Here is an 18,384-nt window from a genome sequence, read left to right on the forward strand (position 1 = left end):
GGCTCCGTCGTACGCGACGGCGGCGAAAACGGGACGACGCATGATCGACGCGCCTGGAACCATGACCGGGTGCTGCTGACTCTGACCACCACCCACCAGCCGGCGACCGACCTCGGTCACCTGCTGGTCAAGCATCCCGACCGGGTGCAGAGCTTCGCGCTGCCCGCCGGCGTTGCGCACGTGTTCTACCCGCAGGCGGACGAGGACCGGTGCACGGCCGCGCTGCTGGTCGAGGTGGATCCGCAGCGGCTCGGCGTCGGTCGGGGCCGGGGTCGCGGGAACACCGCCACCCCGGAGAGCTTCACCCTCGGGCAGTACGTCAACGACCGGGCGTACGCCGCGTCCAGCCTGCTCTCCTCGGCACTGTCCACGGTGTTCCGCTCGGCGCTGCGCGGCGAGTCCCGGGACCGGCCGGAGCTGGCCGCGAGCGCGCTCCCGCTGGAGGTACGGGTGCCGGTGCTGCGCTGCCGGGGCGGCGCCGAGCTGGCCGCCCGGCTCTTCGCCCCGCTCGGCTGGACGGTGACCGCCACCCCGCTCCCGCTCGACGAGGAGCACCCCGACTGGGGTGACAGCCGCTACGTCGACCTGCTGCTCACCGGCACGGTCCGGCTCGCCGACGCCCTCAACCACCTGTACGTCCTGCTGCCCGTCCTGGACGACGCCAAGCACTACTGGGTGGCGCCGGACGAGATCGACAAGCTGCTCCGGGCCGGCGCCGGCTGGCTGGCCGACCACCCGGACCGCTCGCTGATCACCCGCCGCTACCTGGCGCACCGCCGGGCCCTGGCCGGGCAGGCCCTGGCGCGGCTGGCCGAGCTGCGACTGGCCGACGAACCGGCGACCGACGACAGCCTGGCCGGCGAGCAGCAGGCGGAAGCGCCTCGACGGCCGTCCCTGGCGGTACGCCGCCGCGAGGCGGTGCTGGCCGCGCTGGCTGCCAGCGGCGCGACCCGGGTGCTCGACCTGGGCTGCGGCGGCGGCGCGCTGCTCACCGCGCTGGTCGCCGACCGGCGGTACGCCGAGATCGTGGGCACCGACGTGTCCAGTCACGCGCTGACCATGGCGGCCCGCCGGCTGCGGCTGGACCGGCTGCCCGAGCGGCAGCGCGACCGGATCCGGCTGTGGCAGTCCGCGCTGACCTACCGGGACGACCGGCTGCGCGGGTACGACGGGGCGGTGCTTATGGAGGTGATCGAGCACCTCGACCCACCGCGCCTGCCGGCGCTGGAGGACGCCGTCCTCGGCCACGCCCGGCCGGGAACGGTCGTGGTGACCACGCCGAACGCCGAGTACAACGTCCGCTACGAGGGGCTGCCGGCCGGGCGGTTCCGGCACGCCGACCACCGCTTCGAGTGGACCCGTGCGGAGTTCGCCGACTGGATCGGCCGGGTCAGGGCGGCGTACGGCTACACCGCCACCATCAGCGGCGTCGGCGACGACGATCCCGAGGTGGGTGCCCCGACCCAGCTCGCCGTGCTGACCCGCGTCGACGGCACCCGGAAGGAGGAGAGCCGATGATCACCCTCGACATTCCCGAACTCGCCCTGGTGGCGCTGGTCGGCGTCTCCGGCTCGGGCAAGTCGACCTTCGCCCGCCGGCACTTCGCCCCCAGCCAGGTGCTCTCCTCGGACGCGTTCCGGGCGCTGGTGGCCGACGACGAGAACGACCAGTCCGCCTCCGCCGACGCCTTCGACGCGCTGCACCACGTCGCCGCGACCCGGCTGCGCCGCGGCCGGCTCACCGTTGTCGACGCGACGAACCTCCAGTCGCACGCCCGGGCCGGGCTGGTCAGGGTCGCCCGGGAGCACGACGTGCTGCCGGTGGCGATCGTGCTGGACGTGCCGGAGGCGCTGGCCTGGGATCGGACGCAGGGCCGCGCCGACCGGACCTTCGGCCGCCAGGTGCTCGGCCGGATGCAGCGCGACCTGCGGCGGACGTACGGGCAGCTGGCCCGGGAGGGCTTCCGCAAGGTGCACGTGCTGCGCGGCGTCGAGGAGATCGAGGCCGCCGAGATCCGCTACGAGAAGCTCTTCAACGACCGGCGGGAGCTGACCGGGCCGTTCGACATCGTCGGCGACGTGCACGGCTGCCGCGAGGAGCTGGAGGCGCTGCTGCTCCGGCTGGGCTGGACGCTGCGCAGCGACGACGCGGGCCGCCCGGTGGACGCGGTGCACCCGGCTGGTCGTACCGCGGTCTTCGTGGGTGACCTGGTGGACCGCGGCCCGGACTCCCCCGGCGTGCTCCGCCTGGTGATGGGCATGGTGGCGGCCGGACACGCGATCTGCGTGCCGGGCAACCACGAGCAGAAGCTGCTGCGGAAGCTGCGCGGCCGGGACGTGCGGCTCACCCACGGGCTGGCCGAGACGATGGACCAGCTCGCCGCCGAGCCGGAAAGCTTCGCGGCCGAGGTGGCGACCTTCGTCGACGGCCTGGTCAGCCACTTCGTCCTCGACGGCGGCCGGCTGGTGGTGGCGCACGCCGGCCTGAAGGAGGCCTACCAGGGCCGGGCGTCCGGCCGGGTGCGGTCGTTCGCGCTGTACGGGGAGACCACCGGCGAGACCGACGAGTACGGCCTGCCGGTCCGCTACCCGTGGGCACGGGACTACCGGGGCTCGGCCATGGTCGTGTACGGCCACACCCCCACCCCGGAGCCGGAGTGGGTGAACAACACCATCTGCCTCGACACCGGCTGCGTGTTCGGCGGAAAGCTGACCGCGCTGCGCTACCCGGAGAAGGAGCTGGTCGCCGTTCCGGCGGTCAAGGAGTGGTACGCGCCGGTCCGCCCGTTGGTCGCCGCGCCGGCCCGCCCGGACACCGTGCTGGACCTGGCGGACGTCACCGGTCGGCGGCACCTCGAACACGCCTACGGGACGCTCACCGTGCCGGCGGAGAACGCCGCCGCCGCGCTGGAGGTGATGAGCCGGTTCGCGGTGGACCCGGGGCGGCTGGTCTGGCTGCCGCCGACCATGGCGCCCTGCTCGACGTCGACCGTCGACGGCTTCCTGGAGCACCCGGCGCAGGCGTTCGACGACTTCCGCTCGGCGGGTGTGGACGTGGTGGTCTGCGAGGAGAAGCACATGGGTTCGCGGGCGGTGGTGCTGGTCGAGCGGGAGTCCACCGGCGGGCCGTTCGGCGGCGGGGTGGTGCACACCCGCACCGGCCGGCCGTTCTTCGGCCCGCCGCTGGACTCCGAGCTGCTGGCCCGGGTCCGCGCGGCGGTCACCGCGGCCGGGCTCTGGGCGGAGCTGGGCACCGACGCGCTGCTGCTCGACTGCGAGCTGCTGCCCTGGTCGGCGAAGGCCGGCGCGCTGATCCGCGAGCAGTACGCCAGCGTCGGCGCGGCCGGTCGGGCGGCGCTGCCGGCGGTGCTCGCCACGCTGGACGTCGCCGCCCGACGCGGACTGCCGGTGGGCGACCTGCGGGACCGGATGGCGGCCCGCCGGCAGGAGGTCGAGGGCTACTCGGCCGCCTACCGGGCGTACGTGGCGCCGACGGACGGGCTGCGCGGGGTGACCCTGGCGCCGTTCGCGGTGCTGGCGGGGGCCGGGGTGAACTTCGCAGACCGGGACCACGGTTGGCACCTGGCGCTGGCCGACCGGCTCCGCGCGGCCGACCCGGAGTTCTTCACCCCGACCCGGCGGCAGGTGGTCGACCTGGCCGACCCGGCGGCGGAGGCGGCCGCCACCGACTGGTGGCTGTCGCTCACCGCGGCCGGCGGGGAGGGCATGGTGGTCAAGCCGTACGCCGGGCTGACCGCCCGGTCGCCGAAGGGCTCGCTGCTGCAGCCGGGGATCAAGTGCCGCGGTCGGGAGTACCTGCGGATCATCTACGGTCCGGGCTACACCGACCCGGGTCAGCTCACCGCGCTGCGCCGCAGGTCGCTGGGGCGCAAGCGGGGCCTGGCGCTGCGCGAGCACGCCCTGGGGCTGGCCGCGCTGGACGCGTTCGCGGAGAACGCCCCGCTCTGGCGCCGGCACGAGCTGGTCTTCGCCATCCTCGCCTGCGAGTCCGAGCCGGTCGACCCCCGCCTCTGACCCGACCCGCCCGGGCCCCGGTGCCGGGGCACGTTCCCGGAAGGAGTGGCTGTCCCGCCCGCCGCGGCCACTCTTTCCGGGTAGGTACGGCCGGCGGAGTGGAGCCACAGGGGAGTTCGGTAGCCTGTGTGGCCGTGGACACAGGTGAGAAGACCCGGGTGGTCGTCGAGACGGTCGCCCTGAACCCGCTCGATCCCAAGGAGCTGCTGCAGACCTTCGGGTTGGTCGGCGTCTGGGCCATCCTCTTCGCCGAGACCGGCCTGCTGGTCGGCTTCTTCTTCCCCGGTGACTCGCTGCTCTTCCTGGCCGGCGTCGCCGCGTCGCCGGTGGCGGACGCGATCTTCGGCGACGGCACCCGGCTCTCGCTGATCGGCCTGCTGATCGGCGGCCCGATCTGCGCGATCCTCGGCGCCCAGCTCGGGCACTGGCTCGGCGCCCGGTACGGCCGACGGATGTTCGACCGCCCCAACTCCCGGCTCTTCAAGCGGGAGTACGTGGAGAAGGCGGAGTACTACTTCCAGAAGTTCGGCCCGGCCAAGGCCGTGGTGCTGGCCCGGTTCATCCCGATCGTGCGGACCTTCCTCAACCCGGTCGCCGGCGTGCTCGGCATGCCGGCCCGCCAGTTCCTGATCTGGAACATCGTCGGCGCGGTGCTCTGGGTGGACGGCATCCTGCTGATCGGCTACCTGCTCGCCGACCAGATCTACCACGCCATCGGCGACAAGATCGACCGGTACATCCTGCCGGTGGTGGTGCTGATCGTGCTGATCTCGGTGCTGCCGATCTTCTTCGAGTTTCTCCGCGACCGGCGGGCCCGCAAGCGCGGCGAGGCGGTCGCGGTGATCGCCGCCGCGAGCGCGGCCGGCGCGGTGGACGCGGTCCGCGACACCATCGAGCACCGTCTGCACCACGACGAGCCGCGCCACCCGCAGCAGCCGTACCAGCAGCAGCCCCACCCGCAGCAGCAGCCGTACCGGCAGGAGCCGCCGCAGGGCGGGCCCGGCCAGGGCCACTGACCTGGTACGACGAACGGCCGGTCCCGGGCGGGACCGGCCGTTCGTCGACGTGCGCCACCGGGAGCCGGTGGTGGTGCAACGAGCTCAGTGGTGACGGGCAGGCGTCACCGCCCGATGACGCCACCCCTGGTACGCCACCGGACGCCGCCCCCGGCGGGGACGGCGCGAGGAGTCAGCGAGCCTTCTTGGTGGCCCGCTTGCGCGGCGGGGTGAGCAGGTCGGCGATCGTGGCGATCGCCGCCGGCACCAGCCGGTAGTACGCCCAGACACCGCGCTTCTCCCGCTCCAGCAAGCCGGCCTCGGTGAGGATACGCAGGTGGTGACTGACCGTCGGCTGAGAGAGGCCGAGCGGCGCGGTCAGGTCGCACACGCACGCTTCGCCCTCGGGGGCCGACTGGATCAGGCTGAGCAGCCGCAGCCGCGCGGGGTCGGCAAGGGCCTTGAGGACCCCCGCCAGCCGCTCGGCATCGGCACGTTCGATCGGCTCGCCGGCAAGCGGCGAGATCTGAGGCATGGTCATTTCAGCCAACGCAGTTCCCACGTATTCCATCCTTCCACCAGCAGCATCGATCCGCCTGCATATCAGCAGATCCGAATCGGCAAATTTTTACGCCACAAGGCCGAGGTCAGCCAACGTATAGGCCGCCCGATACGGCAGTCCGGCGGCTCGCACCGCGTCGCCGGCGCCTCGATCAACAATAACCGCCACACCCACGATATCCGCCCCGCCCTCGCGCAATGCTTCGACTGCGGTCAACACGCTGCCGCCCGTCGTCGAGGTGTCCTCCACCGCCAGTACCCGCCGGCCGGCGATGTCAGGCCCCTCGATGCGTCGCTGCAAACCGTGCGCCTTGCCGGCCTTGCGGACCACGAAGGCGTCCAGCGGCCGGTCGGTCTCCGCCGCGGCGTGCAGCATGGACACCGCGATCGGATCGGCGCCCAGGGTCAGCCCGCCGACGGCGTCGTACTCCCAGTCGGCGGTCAGATCCCGCATCACCCGACCGACCAGCGGTGCGGCCCGGTGATGGAGCGTGACGCGACGCAGATCCACGTACCAGTCCGCCTCGCGGCCCGAGGAGAGCACCACCCGCCCGTGGACCACCGCCAGGTCAGTGATGAATTTACGCAGGTCGTCGTGGTCCCCCATGGCGATAGAGGGTACTGCGCGAGTCTGTGCGCCGTCTGTGGGGTCCACCCAGGTCAACCTCGCGGGCGACGATGGGTGGCGATGGACGGCTACGCTCCGCGATGATCGCGTCGATCGGGTCCGCCGCCGCGGCCGGCGGACGGGGCACCGCCGCGGCTCAGCCCCCGGTCGGGTCGACCCGGCCCCGCCGGTCCCGGTACGCCAGTTGCAGCAGTCGTCGGGGCGCGTGCCGCAGCCCGGCCACGGCCAGCTTGTAACGCCAGTCGGGAACGCTGACCGCCTTGCCTTTGCGCAGGTCACGCAGGGCCTCGTCGACCACGTCCTCGGCCCGCAGCCACATCCACCCCGGGGTCGCGGACATGTCGATGCCGTTGCGCTCGTGGTACCCGGTCCGGGTGTAACCAGGGCAGAGCGCCATCACCCGTACGCCGAACGGCCGCGCCGACTGGTCGATCGACTCGCTGAAGCTGGTCACCCACGCCTTGCTGGCCGGGTACGTCGAGCCGGGCATGACCGGGGCAAAACCCGAGACGGAAGAGACATTTATCACTGCCCCGTTCCGTCGATCCGTCATCGGACCGAGGGCGGCAAGCGTCAGCCGCAGCACCGCGTGCACGTTGAGCCGGAGCAACCGCTCCTCGTCGGCGACGGTGGAGCGCAGGAAGGGCCGGTTGAGACTGACCCCGGCGTTGTTGACCAGGAGGTCGACCGGAGCACCGCCGGTGAGCCGCCGCTCCACCGTCGCGCAACCGTCGTCGGTGGACAGATCGGCGGGAAGGATCTCCACCTGGTGGCCGTACCGGCCGGTCAGGTCGGCCGCCACGTCGGCGAGCCGGGTGGCGTCCCGGGCGACCAGCACCAGGTGCGAGCCGTCGGCGGCGAGCCGTCGGGCGAACGCCTCGCCGATGCCGGCGGTGGCACCGGTGACCAGGGCACGTCGCTCGGTGGGCGGGGGCTCGGACGTCACGGGCGGTCCTCAACGGGCGGCAGCGGGGACTGCGGGGGCGGATAGGGCTGGTACGGCGGCGGACCCGGCGGGACCGACCCGCGGGGCGGCGGCTGCGGAGCCGGGCCGTACGGCGGGGCTGGGCGGGGGCCGGCCGGAGCGGGCCCGCGCCGACGGAACCAGGCGTTCGCTGCCGGCAGCGCCAGCAGCAGGGCCACCACAAGGTAGCCGAGCGCCTGGGCCACCGAAAGCCCTCCGTTCACCGGGATCCACCAGGACGGGTAGGCGTCGCCGAGGAGGCCCACCAGTTCCCCGCTGGTGCTGCTCTGGCCGCGTACCGGGTTGGTCCGCTGGGCGACCAGCACCGCCACCCCGCAACATCCGAGGAGCAGCCCCAGGCCGCAGACCACCCAGGTGGCCACCCGGGCGCCGGCGCGGCGCGCCAGCAGGCCGGCGGCGAGACCGACGAGCAGCAGACCGACCAGCACGGTCAGCACCGCCGAGACGATGGTGAGCACGCGGAGCAGGAGGACCACGCCGTCGACGTCGTCGGCGCTCGCGGTCGTCCCGGCCGCGGCCGCCCGGAAGCGGTCCACCGTGCCACCGAGGGCGAGCAGGGACACGACGGCGTACACGGCGGCGGCGAGGGCCATCAACGCCAGCACCGCCGCCGCCAGCGTGACGGCGACCGGCCGACGCGCGGGCACCTGATCCGGGTACGACACGACAATTCCCTCCGGTAGGCGTCGGGATGCAACCTACTCGGAGGGAATCGTCGGCGTCGCTGCTACGCGCCCGCTGGGCGGATCAGTCCGATCTGCCGCCGGACGACGAGCTGTCCGAGCCGCCGGACGACGAACTGTCGGAGCCGCCGGACGACGAACTGTCGGAGCCGCCGGACGACGAACTGTCGGAGCCGCCGGACGACGGGAGGTCCGGGCCGCCCGTGGAGGGCGGGGTGTCCGGCGTGCCGGCGTCCGGCGTACCGGGCGACGGGGCCGACGGTGACGTGTCCGCGGCGGGCGGGGACTGCCAGTCCGACTGCTGGCCGGGCTGGCCGGCGTGCGGGTGACCGGGCGGGGCCGGGTAGCCGCCCTCCGGGTAGCCCGGCTGCGGGTGACCCGCCTGGGGATGGCCCGCCTGCGGGTAACCCTGCTGGGGGTAGCCCTGCTGCGGGTAACCGGCCTGCGGGTACCCCTGCTGGGGGTAGCCCTGCCCAGGGTGGCCCGGGGTGGCCGGGTAGCCGGGGTAGGCGGCGCCGGGGACCGGCGGCTCCCAGGCCGGCTGCGGCTTGCGGAAGAACTCGTTCGACTTCGGCAGCGCCAGCAGGATCAGCGCGGTGATGAGGGCGAGCAGACCGAGCACGCCGAGCAGGATGTTGACCGGGCCGTACCAGGACGGCAGCGCATCGTCGAGCCGGCGTTGGATCTCCTCCGGGCTCGGCCCGTTCCCGCCCGAAGCCCCGCCGGTGAAGCCACCGGTGGCGTTGCTGACCAGTCCGCCGCCGCTGCAGCAGATCAGGATGCCGCCGAGCACCCAGGTGGTGATCCGGGAGCCGTTCCTGCCCCGGTTGTTCAGCATGGCCAGCACGACCAGACCGACGGCGAGCAGCAGGGCGAAGATGGCGCCACCGACCGTGGCCGCGACAGCGATGTCGGGCACGGTCTCCGCACCCTCGACGCCGCTGTCCCGGAAGGCGTCGGTCATCGCGTCCCGCACCGCGCCAATCGTGGAGAGCGCCACGATCAGGGCGATCACCTGGATGACGGCGAAGAGGATCAGCAGATAGCTGGAAATGGTCACGACGGACGGACGGGTCCGGGCCGGGGTGCTGTGGGAATCGACCATGATTCTCCTTCCCTTGATCGGCTCTCACCGTATCGACTCCGCCCCAACCCGGCTCGACACGCGCCGGACGCCCCGTCGACGCTAGTAGCCGCGCCACTCCGTACGGGCGTACTCCAGCACCCTGGGCTGCAACAACGTGGAGGCGGGCACGTCCAGTCGACGCCGGTCGGCGGGGAAGGCCGCCGCCGCGCGGAGCACCGACGGGTCCAGAAAGCGCAGCGGCGGCACGTCGGCGGGCAACTCCAGCGTCGGCGGGGTGGCGCCCGGTGCGGCCAGCACGAACCCCCAGTCGCCGAAGCTCGGCACGTCCACGTGGTACGGCACGGTGGCGAATCCGGCCGCCCGGACCGACGCCTCGATCGACCAGTACGACCGGGGCGCGAAGTACGGCGACCCGGACTGCACCACGAGCCGGCCGCCCTCGCCCAGCCGGGCCCGGATCAGCGCATAGAACTCGACCGTGTAGAGCTTGGCGGTCGCCGTCTCGTCCGGGTCGGGCAGGTCGGCCACCACCACGTCGAACCGTTCGGTGGCCGTCCGCAGCCAGCCGAACGCGTCCAGGTTGAGCACCCGCACCCGCGGGTCGTCGAGCGAGCGCCGGTTGAGCTCGCGCAGCTGCGACTCGGTGCGGGCGAGCGCCACCACCGCCGGATCGAGGTCGACCACGGTCACCCGGCGCACGTCCGGGTATTTCAGGATCTCCCGCACCGCGAGCCCGTCGCCGGCGCCGAGCACCAGCACCTCGCCGCGCGGCCCGCGCATCGCCGGGTGCACCAGCGCCTCGTGGTAGCGGTACTCGTCGACCGAGCTGAACTGGAGGTCGCCGTTGAGGAAGAGCCGTAGGTCGGTGTCGGCGTGACCGGTCTCGCGAACCGACCGGGTCAGCACGATCTCCTGGTAGCGGCTGCGCTCGGCGTGCACCACCGGGTCCCGGTAGAGCTGCTGCCGGGCGGTCAGCTCGAAGTCGGCGGCGGTGATCCAGGCGTACCCCAGGCAGAGGGCGACCACGACGGAGCCGGCGGTGAGCGCGACCCGCGCCCGGCGGCTCAGCTCCCGGCGGAAGACCGTGCCGACCAGCACCAGCCCGGCGACCGCGTTCACCGCGCCCACCACCAGGGCGCCCTTGAGCTGGCCGAAGACCGGGATCAGCAGGAACGGGAAGGCCAGCCCGCCGAGCAGCGCCCCGACGTAGTCGGCGGCGAAGAGGTCGGCCACCGCGCTGCCGGCGGACTGCGCGCGGATGCGTTGCAGCATCACCATCAGCAGCGGGATCTCCGCGCCGATCAGCAGACCGAGCACGAAGGCGGTGCCGACCAGCGCCGGGCCGTAGAGGTCCAGCCAGGCGAAGGCGGCGTAGAGGCCGAGCACGGAGAGCCCGCCGAGCAGGGCGAGGGTCAGCTCGATCGCGGCGAACGCGGCGGCGGCCCGGGACTGCAACGGCTTGGCGACCAACGCGCCGACACCCATCGCGAAGACCATCACGCCGAGCACGATCGAGGCCTGGCCGACCGCGTCGCCGATCAGGTAGCTGCCGAGCGCGACCAGGGCCAGCTCGTAGACCAGGCCGCAGGCGGCGCAGACGAAGACCGCGAGCAGCACCGCCGCGCGGGCCGCACGCCAGTGCGGGCGCGCGGGCGCGTCGGTGGTCACGCTCCCTCCCGGGTACGCCGCGTCGCCGGCTCCGCCCCGGCGCGCTGCGCGGGAACGACTCCCCGGCGCTGCCGGCGGCGCTGCACCACGCCCACCGCGAGCAGCAGCGCACAGAGCAGCAGCAGGCCGACGGCGGTGAGCAGGTAGCCCCAGCGGTCCCGCCACAGGTCGCTGCCGGCGGCGGGCAGCGGGGACGGGTCGGCGGCGTCCGGGGTGGGGGTCGGCGCCGGCGAGGCCAGCCCGACCTCCACGGCCAGCAGCGGGAGCACGGTCGCGGCCCGGGTGGCCGCCCAGCCGGGGTCGTCGATGAAGACGTCCTCGGTCAGCCCGAACCGGTCCAGGCCGGCGCGCAGGGCGGAGCGGTCGGCGACGGTGAGGTCGTCGGAGCCGACCACCCGGACATAAGCGTAGTCCGCGGCCTCGCTGCTCTCCGAGGTGTACGTGACGTCGGCGACCACCTCCACCCAGCGCGGGCAGCTGTGGGCGGTCGCTCCGTCGCCCCGGTTGGAGCCGACGCTGATCGGGGTGGCACCGCCGTTGAGCTGCCAGCCGTAGCAGATGCCCTGACTCTCGGCGGCGCGCTGGAGCAGGGACACGGCACCGGCACGCTCGTCGACCGCCGGGGCGGGGATGCGGGTGTCGGAGCTGCTGCCGCCGATCGAGCCGAGGGCGCAGAGCCCGATCACCGCAAGGATGCCGAGCGCACCCAGCGCCTGTTTCCGGGCGGGGGTCTTCCCGCTGCTCACCGGGCTCTTGGCCCCGGTCAAGGCCGAGCGGTCCGCCGGCCCGTCGCCGGTTGCCATCAGCTGATCGCGGCCGCGATGATCGCGCCGGTGGCGAGGTGGACGACGGCGGAGACCCAGACCGCCGGGTGCGGCTCCGGGTCGACCAGCAGCGCACCCAGCTTGCCGGGGGTGGCGATGTCCAGCAGCACGAAGGCCACCGCCATGATCACCAGTCCGAGGATGCCGTACGCGGCGGAGCCGACCAGGCCGAGGACGAAGTCGTCCTCGCTGGCCGCGATGGCGGCGACCACGATCACTCCGACCCCGGCCAGGTTGGAGGCAAGCAGCAGCGCGGCGTTGCGGTTGCGCTCGTGCCAGATCTGGTGGTTGAGCCGGCCCGGGGTGGCCAGGTCGACCAGCAGGTAACCGATGCCCATCAGGACGACGCCGACCACCCCGTAGGCGAGGGTGACCAGCAGGTCGGTGACGAGGTTCTGCACTTCAGCTCCAGGAATGAGGGGTCGGTGGGTGGGCTACTTGCCGGCGCCGGGGCCGCCACCGCGTACGGTGCTGCCCCGCCCCCAGCCCCAGTAGTTGCCGACGGTGGAGTGGTAGCGCGGGTAGGCGGTGCGCATCCGTTCCAGCAGGATCACCGAGCCGGTGGCGATCGGCAGGATCACCAGCGAGTCGTCGTCGTAGCGCAGGTAGACGCCGCTGCCGTCGACGTACTGGTCGGCCGGCTTCCAGGCGTCGGTCACCTCCTTCGCCACCTGGCTGGGGGACCGGGGCGAGGTGTACGCGATGGCGTCCCGGCCGATGTCCCGACTCGCCGCCCGGGTGTACCGGTCCTGCACGTAGCCGCGTGCCGAGAAGTTGCCGTAGAAGATCGCGAAGGCGGCGACCAGGGCGCCGACGACGGCGCAGCCCACCCCCAGCACGAACCATCGCCGGTACGTCATCGCAGTGCCACCACCGTCTCGGTCAGGACCAACTCGTTCGTCTGGGGATACGCGTGCCAGGTGCGCCAGGCCACCGAGCCGTCGGGCGGGTCCGGGCGGACGGCCAGCGCGGTGACCGCGTCCGGGTCGCCGGGGAAGACGCCGACCAGCGCGTACGGGTCGTCGGCCAGGTCGGCGCGGAGCGCGGCGACCCGGGTACGCAGTTCACCGGCGGGTGGCCGGAGCACGGTGGCCGTGAACCGGTAGCCGCCGGCCTCGTCGTGCAGCGTGCCCGGCAGGTGCGGCGGCCCGCCGGGCAGGCAGGCGACCGTCTCGGTGAGCGGAGCGGCGCTGCCGTCGACGGTCAGCACGACCTGGTGGGAGGCGCCGAGCAGGCGCAGCCGGAGCCGGACCCCGCCGGGCAGGTCGAGGTCGCGGACGTGCAGGGCCGGGCGTTCCGGGCCGCCGAGGTCCAGGCTCAGGTCGGCGGCGCTGGTGTCGACGTACGGGGTGTCAAGCGAGACGAGCACGCTCAGTCCACCGTCCCGGGGCCGGCCTGCGGGTAGACCATCACCTCGGTGCGGTGCAGCCGCTCGCCCCGGGCCACCTCCCAGCCGGCCTCCCCGTACGCCTCGAAGGCGAGCCGGGAGCCGTCGGAGGCGCGGTAGTCGTGGTAGCGGACGGTGCCGCTCGGGTCGAGGCCGGTGGTGCCGGTGGCCGAGTAGCGGGCCTGCCCGGACTCCTCCCAGGAGTAGCTGCGCCCGGCGAAGTCGAGGGTCGGGGCGCCCGGGGTGAGCGGGGTGCCCGGCTCGGCGGCCCAGAGCACCAGCTCCAGGTCCGGGTCCTCCTCGACCGACAGCCAGCGCTTCACCCCGCCGGCGTCGTCGAGCAGGTGCTCCGCCCAGCTCCACGCCCCCTCGACGAGGTGCACCGATCCCCGGACCGCGTACGACACCTGGCGGATCTCGACGATGTCGCCGGGCTTGAGCTTGCGTGGGTCGCCGCGCAGGGCATCGGCGTCGCTGTCCCGGAACGGGTCACCGGGCCGGGCCGTCGTCGCCGTCCGCTTCCGTCCACGTTGGATCGCGATCACCGCGATCACCACTCCGACGACCCCGACGAGACACCCCACCGCCGTCACCAGGTACGCCACCGAACCGTCCACTGCGACCGCCTTCCCACGTGCGTTGGCGGGAACGGTAACAACCGCGCGCACCGGGGGACATCGGCCGGTTGCTGTGTGTTCGGTCAGCTACCGTGCGGTCCGCCGGGAGCGGTCGGGTCGGCGGGCGGCGGGATGGCGCCCCCGGCGTCCTGCTGCCCCTGCCCGGCGTCCCCCGGTGTCGAGGGCGTCGATTCGGGCGCCGGCGCGGTGGCCTCCACCGGCGGCGTCGGGGCGAAGGGCGACGGGTACGGCGGGTACGGCGCCGGCGGGTACGGCGCCGGCGGGTACTGGCCCGGCTGCGGGACCCCGTGCAGCCGCGGATCCGGGCAGACCATGTAGCCGGGCGGCAGCACGAAGGCCGCCGGCATCGGGTGGTAGCCGACCGGCGGTCGGGCGTCGGTCGCGGACCGGGGCACGAACCAGCGGTGCACGGTCGGCTGCACCAGCAGCACCACCACGGCGAGGGTGAGGCAGAAGACCAGCAGCAGGCTCAGCCCGCCGACGGCGAAGAGGACGTCCTCGGACCGGTCCGGGCCGCTGCCGTAGAGGGCGTCGAGGAACTTCGAGTCCTCCGGGAAGCCGGGGTCGTACTCGTCCGGGGCGTACTCGCCCGGGCCCTCGTCGAGGAAGAAGAGGAAAGGCAGGAACAGGACGCCCGAGCAGCCCTGGCCGAGCATGATCAGCACCTGCACACCGGCGATCACGAACACCGTGATCCGGGCGGCGTTGCTGCCCCGGCGGATCCCGAGGGCGGTGACCGCGAGCGCGACCGCCAGCAGCACGGCGGGCACGCCGATCACGCAGGCCATCATGACGTTGCCGAACCGCTCGCCGGAGACCTCCTCCGGGTCGGCGTCCGGCACCAGCCGCAGCGCCCGGTCGATCTCGCCGTTCCAGTGCACGGCCTGCCAGACCACCAGACCGGCCAGCACCAGCAGGAGCGCCGCGATGGTGAGCTGCAACCAGAACGCGACGGTGACCAGGCGGGGCCGGGGCGGGCGTACCGGCGGGGCGGCAGGTGCGGTCATGCGGGAGAGCTACGGCAGCGCCGGCGCTCTCCGCTGTCCCGTTTCCGGCCGGATTCAGCTCCCGGCGAGCCGGTCGGTGGCGTACTCGCGCAGCGTGGTCGTGCCCATCACGCAGCCGGAAAAGGTGGTGAACCCACCCTCGTCGTCGCGCATCGCCGTCCAGGCCTCCCGGGCCGCCCCCGGATCGACCTCCTCGAGCAGCGCCGCCGCGTACGCCCGACCGGCCGGCGAGGCGTGCGTGAGCAGCCAGTCCACCTTCTTCCGGGCCCTCTCCGGGTGCTCGCGGAGCGCCGCCTCCACGTGCCGGTACGCCTCCGTGGCCGGAAGGATCTGCGAGGCGATCCCCACGCCGCCGAAGGCCAGGGTGTCCGCCTTCGCGAGTTCCCGGATCGCCGCGTCCAGCTCCCGGTCCCGCTTCCCGATTCCCAACATGTCCTCCTACTGCCCGCTCGCCCCGCCCCCGACCCCGGTGATCATGAAGTTGTTGCCTGCCGTACCGGCGTGTCGGGACAACAGCTTCATGATCATCCGGGGGGAGTGGGGTCAGGCGGCGGTGACGGCCAGGGCGTCCTTGGTGTCGGCCAGGTCGACCCGGACCGTGTCGCCGTCGCGGATCTGCCCGGCCAGCAGGGCCTTGGCGAGCTGGTCGCCGATGGCGGACTGGACCAGCCGGCGCAGCGGACGGGCACCGTAGATCGGGTCGTACCCGTGCTCGGCGAGCCACCCCCGGGCGGAATCGGTGATGTCCAGGCCGAGCCGGCGGTCCGCCAGCCGCCTCCGCATCCGGTTGAGCTGGATGTCGACGATCTCGCGCAGGTCGTCACCGCGCAGTGCGGCGAAGACCACGATGTCGTCGAGGCGGTTGAGGAACTCCGGCTTGAAGTGGGACCGGACCACCGCGAGCACGCCCTCCCGGCGCTGCTCCTCGCCCAGCGTCAGGTCGCCGATCACCGACGATCCCAGGTTGGAGGTGAGGATCAGGATGGCGTTGCGGAAGTCCACCGTACGGCCCTGGCCGTCGGTGAGCCGGCCGTCGTCGAGCACCTGGAGCAGCACGTCGAAGACGTCCGGGTGGGCCTTCGCCACCTCGTCGAGCAGGATCACCGAGTACGGCCGGCGGCGCACCGCCTCGGTGAGCTGGCCACCCTCCTCGTAGCCGACGTACCCGGGCGGGGCGCCGACCAGACGGGCGACGGAGTGCTTCTCGCCGTACTCGCTCATGTCGATGCGGACCATGGCCCGCTCGTCGTCGAAGAGGAACTCGGCGAGCGCCTTTGCCAGCTCGGTCTTGCCGACGCCGGTCGGGCCGAGGAAGAGGAAGCTGCCGGTCGGGCGGTCCGGGTCGGCGACACCGGCCCGGGCCCGGCGGACCGCGTCGGAGACCGCGCCGACCGCCTCGGCCTGGCCGACCACCCGGGAGGCCAGCGACTCCTCCATCCGGAGCAGCTTGGCGGTCTCGCCCTCCAGCAGCCGGCCGGCGGGGATGCCGGTCCAGGAGGCGACCACGGCGGCGATGTCGTCCGCGCCGACCTCCTCCTTGAGCATCGCGCCATCGGCCTGGAGCCGGGCCAGCTCCTCCTCGGCGGTCGCCAGGTCGGCCTTGAGCGCGGGGATCCGGCCGTAGCGCAGCTCGGCGGCGCGTTCCAGCTCGCCGTCGCGCTCGGCCCGCTCGGCCTCGCCGCCGAGCCGCTCCAGCTCCTCCTTGGCGGTGGAGAGCTTGGTGATGTGGCTCTTCTCGGTCTGCCAGCGCTCGGAGAGGGCGGTGAGCTGCTCGCGCTTGTCGGCCAGCTCCTTGCGCAGCCGCTCCAGCCGCTCGGCGGAGGCGGCGTCCGGCTCCTTGGCCAGCGCCATCTCCTCGATCTCGAGCCGGCGGACCGCCCGCTCGATCTCGTCCACCTCGACCGGACGGGAGTCGATCTCCATCCGGAGCCGGGACGCGGACTCATCGACCAGGTCGATCGCCTTGTCCGGCAGGAACCGGTCGGTGATGTAGCGGTCGGAGAGGCCGGCGGCGGCGACCAGCGCGGCGTCGGTGATCCGGACGCCGTGGTGCACCTCGTAGCGCTCCTTGAGGCCGCGCAGGATGCCGATGGTGTCCTCGATGGTCGGCTCGCCGACCAGCACCGGCTGGAAGCGGCGCTCCAGGGCCGGGTCCTTCTCGATGTGCTCGCGGTACTCGTCCAGCGTGGTCGCGCCGACCATCCGCAGCTCACCGCGGGCGAGCATCGGCTTGAGCATGTTGCCGGCGTCCATCGAGCCCTCGCCCTTGCCGGCGCCGACGACGGTGTGCAGCTCGTCGAGGAAGGTGATGACCTGCCCGTCGGAGTTCTTGATCTCCTCCAGGACGGACTTGAGCCGCTCCTCGAACTGGCCGCGGTACTGCGCGCCGGCGACCATCGCACCGAGGTCGAGCGAGACCAGCTTCTTGTTCCGCAGCGACTCGGGCACGTCACCGGCGACGATCCGCTGGGCCAGCCCCTCGACGATCGCGGTCTTGCCGACGCCCGGTTCACCGATCAGCACCGGGTTGTTCTTGGTCCGGCGGGAGAGCACCTGGATCACCCGGCGGATCTCGGAGTCCCGGCCGATCACCGGGTCGATCTTGCCGTCCCGGGCGCTGGCGGTGAGGTCGACGCCGTACTTGGTCAGGGCCTGGTAGGTCTGCTCCGGGTCGGCGGTGGTGACCCGCCGGTCCCCGCCCCGGACGGTCGGGAAGGCGGCGACCAGGTTCTCCTCGGTGGCCCCGGCGTTCTTCAACGCGCCGGCGACCGCGCCACCCACCCGGGCCAGGCCGGCGAGCAGGTGCTCGGTGGAGGTGTACTCGTCGCCGAGCGGCCGGGCGATCTGCTCGGCGGCGCCGATGGCGTTGACGAACTCCCGGGCCAGGGTCGGCTCGGCGATGCTGGAGCCGCGGGCGGCGGGCAGCGCGTCCACCGCGCGCTGGGCGACCCGGCGCAGCTCGGCGGGGTCCGCGCCGACGGCGCGCAGCAGGCCGGCGGCGGTGGAGCCGTCGGTGTCCAGCAGCGCCAGCAACAGGTGCCAGGGCTCCACGGTGGCGTGACCGCGCTGGTTCGCCAGCGCGACGGCCCCGGTGATGGTCTCGCGGCTCTTGGTGGTGAGACGTTCCGTGTTCATGGGCTCCCCCGGATCGGCGTGTCCACTAGGAAGGACGAAACCAGAGTTGAGCGTATTCCGCTCAACTCCAGGTATGTGACCCGGGTCACTCGGGTCGCCGCCACCGCCAGTCGAACTCCCCGGCGGCGGGCGGCGGCCCCGGCAGCGGGGGATCGGTGACGGCGAGGCCGGCCAGCAGCACCGCGAGATGCCGCCGGCGCAACTGCCGGGTCCGCTCGGGATCGGGTACGCGGATCGCCGCACACCCCTCCAGCAGCAGTCCGACGTCCTGCACCACCAGGTCGGGTCGGAGCCGCCCGGCATCCCGCGCCCGCTCCACCAGCGCCGCGGTGAGCTCGTTGGCCCGCGCCGCGTCCCGACCCATCTCGGGCGTCGGGGTGAAGGTGCCGGCCAGGTGCACGGTCAGCGAGTGCACGTCGGCATCGACGACGCGCTCCAGGAAGCCGGCGAAGGCGTACCAGTCGTCCGGGTCGCCGGCCGCCTCCTCGGCCGCCTCGATGAACCGCCGCAGGCCGTCGTGGCAGAGCTTGCGCAGCAGGTCCTCCTTGCCGGCGTAGCGCCGGTAGAGGGCGCTGATGCCCACGCCGGCATGCTCGGCGACCGCGGCGATCGGAGCCTTCGGGTCGGCGAGGAAGACCGCGCGGGCGACCTCCAGGATCACCGCGTCGTTGCGCGCCGCCTGGGCACGCCTCCCGGCGAGCGGCGGGGTGTCGGTCGGGTTCGGCATGACCCCAGAGTATCAGTGGAACGGA

General features: G+C 73.3%; 18 protein-coding genes. 3 read left to right on the forward strand and 15 right to left on the reverse strand.

Translation table 11 applies throughout. The annotated features are described in order from the left end of the window. Positions 1 to 69 precede the first annotated feature (69 nt). The 3 genes from AC5RWQ_RS03880 (at position 70) to AC5RWQ_RS03890 (ending at position 5,050) form a co-directional block, all read left to right on the forward strand. On the forward strand, positions 70 to 1,518 hold the full coding sequence (locus AC5RWQ_RS03880; protein ID WP_494281358.1) for a 3' terminal RNA ribose 2'-O-methyltransferase Hen1: 1,449 nt from the start codon (positions 70 to 72) through the stop codon (positions 1,516 to 1,518). Next, positions 1,515 to 4,034 (forward strand): polynucleotide kinase-phosphatase, encoded by a 2,520-nt coding sequence (locus AC5RWQ_RS03885; RefSeq protein ID WP_494281359.1) that lies wholly within the window; start codon positions 1,515 to 1,517, stop codon positions 4,032 to 4,034. The genes AC5RWQ_RS03880 and AC5RWQ_RS03885 overlap by 4 nt, the downstream gene beginning before the upstream one ends. A 128-nt stretch (positions 4,035 to 4,162) precedes the next feature. Then, positions 4,163 to 5,050 (forward strand): DedA family protein, encoded by an 888-nt coding sequence (locus AC5RWQ_RS03890; protein ID WP_494281360.1) that lies wholly within the window; start codon positions 4,163 to 4,165, stop codon positions 5,048 to 5,050. Between the two features lie 172 nt (positions 5,051 to 5,222). On the opposite strand, the gene AC5RWQ_RS03895 is transcribed toward AC5RWQ_RS03890, so the two are convergent. From AC5RWQ_RS03895 to AC5RWQ_RS03965, 15 genes are all read right to left on the reverse strand, one after another. Further along, positions 5,223 to 5,600: an ArsR/SmtB family transcription factor gene (locus tag AC5RWQ_RS03895; RefSeq protein WP_210777125.1), complete on the reverse strand. Its 378-nt coding sequence runs from the start codon at positions 5,598 to 5,600 to the stop codon at positions 5,223 to 5,225. 57 nt (positions 5,601 to 5,657) lie between these two features. Next, the gene (gene pyrE / locus AC5RWQ_RS03900; protein WP_494281361.1) at positions 5,658 to 6,197 is read right to left on the reverse strand and encodes an orotate phosphoribosyltransferase; all 540 of its coding nucleotides are present in this window, start codon (positions 6,195 to 6,197) and stop codon (positions 5,658 to 5,660) included. Between the two features lie 157 nt (positions 6,198 to 6,354). Further along, positions 6,355 to 7,164, reverse strand: coding sequence for an SDR family NAD(P)-dependent oxidoreductase (locus AC5RWQ_RS03905; protein ID WP_494281362.1), 810 nt, complete (start codon positions 7,162 to 7,164; stop codon positions 6,355 to 6,357). Further along, positions 7,161 to 7,868 (reverse strand): hypothetical protein, encoded by a 708-nt coding sequence (locus tag AC5RWQ_RS03910; protein ID WP_494281363.1) that lies wholly within the window; start codon positions 7,866 to 7,868, stop codon positions 7,161 to 7,163. Before AC5RWQ_RS03910 ends, AC5RWQ_RS03905 begins: the two co-directional genes overlap by 4 nt. A gap of 82 nt (positions 7,869 to 7,950) precedes the next feature. Further along, entirely contained in the window at positions 7,951 to 8,991 is a 1,041-nt protein-coding gene (locus AC5RWQ_RS03915) for a hypothetical protein (RefSeq protein ID WP_494281364.1), read from the reverse strand. 81 nt (positions 8,992 to 9,072) lie between these two features. Next, positions 9,073 to 10,641, reverse strand: coding sequence for a polyamine aminopropyltransferase (locus tag AC5RWQ_RS03920; protein WP_494281365.1), 1,569 nt, complete (start codon positions 10,639 to 10,641; stop codon positions 9,073 to 9,075). After that, a complete protein-coding gene (locus AC5RWQ_RS03925) occupies positions 10,638 to 11,444 on the reverse strand; it encodes a hypothetical protein (protein WP_494281366.1) in 807 nt (268 codons plus the stop codon). The genes AC5RWQ_RS03920 and AC5RWQ_RS03925 overlap by 4 nt, the downstream gene beginning before the upstream one ends. Beyond that, positions 11,444 to 11,866, reverse strand: a complete 423-nt coding sequence (locus AC5RWQ_RS03930; RefSeq protein WP_494281367.1) for a DUF350 domain-containing protein — start codon at positions 11,864 to 11,866, stop codon at positions 11,444 to 11,446. The genes AC5RWQ_RS03925 and AC5RWQ_RS03930 overlap by 1 nt, the downstream gene beginning before the upstream one ends. A gap of 33 nt (positions 11,867 to 11,899) precedes the next feature. Further along, entirely contained in the window at positions 11,900 to 12,325 is a 426-nt protein-coding gene (locus AC5RWQ_RS03935) for a DUF4247 domain-containing protein (protein WP_494281368.1), read from the reverse strand. After that, positions 12,322 to 12,834: a DUF2617 family protein gene (locus AC5RWQ_RS03940; protein ID WP_494281369.1), complete on the reverse strand. Its 513-nt coding sequence runs from the start codon at positions 12,832 to 12,834 to the stop codon at positions 12,322 to 12,324. The genes AC5RWQ_RS03935 and AC5RWQ_RS03940 overlap by 4 nt, the downstream gene beginning before the upstream one ends. A 2-nt stretch (positions 12,835 to 12,836) precedes the next feature. Continuing rightward, the gene (locus AC5RWQ_RS03945; RefSeq protein ID WP_494281370.1) at positions 12,837 to 13,469 is read right to left on the reverse strand and encodes a DUF4178 domain-containing protein; all 633 of its coding nucleotides are present in this window, start codon (positions 13,467 to 13,469) and stop codon (positions 12,837 to 12,839) included. Positions 13,470 to 13,552: 83 nt separating this feature from the next. Next, complete coding sequence (locus AC5RWQ_RS03950; RefSeq protein WP_494281371.1) at positions 13,553 to 14,497, reverse strand: hypothetical protein; 945 nt, start codon at positions 14,495 to 14,497, stop codon at positions 13,553 to 13,555. Between the two features lie 54 nt (positions 14,498 to 14,551). After that, positions 14,552 to 14,929: a hypothetical protein gene (locus AC5RWQ_RS03955; protein WP_494281372.1), complete on the reverse strand. Its 378-nt coding sequence runs from the start codon at positions 14,927 to 14,929 to the stop codon at positions 14,552 to 14,554. Positions 14,930 to 15,040: 111 nt separating this feature from the next. After that, entirely contained in the window at positions 15,041 to 17,632 is a 2,592-nt protein-coding gene (gene clpB / locus AC5RWQ_RS03960; RefSeq protein ID WP_494281373.1) for an ATP-dependent chaperone ClpB, read from the reverse strand. A gap of 85 nt (positions 17,633 to 17,717) precedes the next feature. After that, on the reverse strand, positions 17,718 to 18,359 hold the full coding sequence (locus tag AC5RWQ_RS03965; protein ID WP_494281374.1) for a TetR/AcrR family transcriptional regulator: 642 nt from the start codon (positions 18,357 to 18,359) through the stop codon (positions 17,718 to 17,720). Positions 18,360 to 18,384: the final 25 nt, after the last annotated feature.

It is taken from the genome of Micromonospora sp. BS32 (assembly GCF_059089345.1).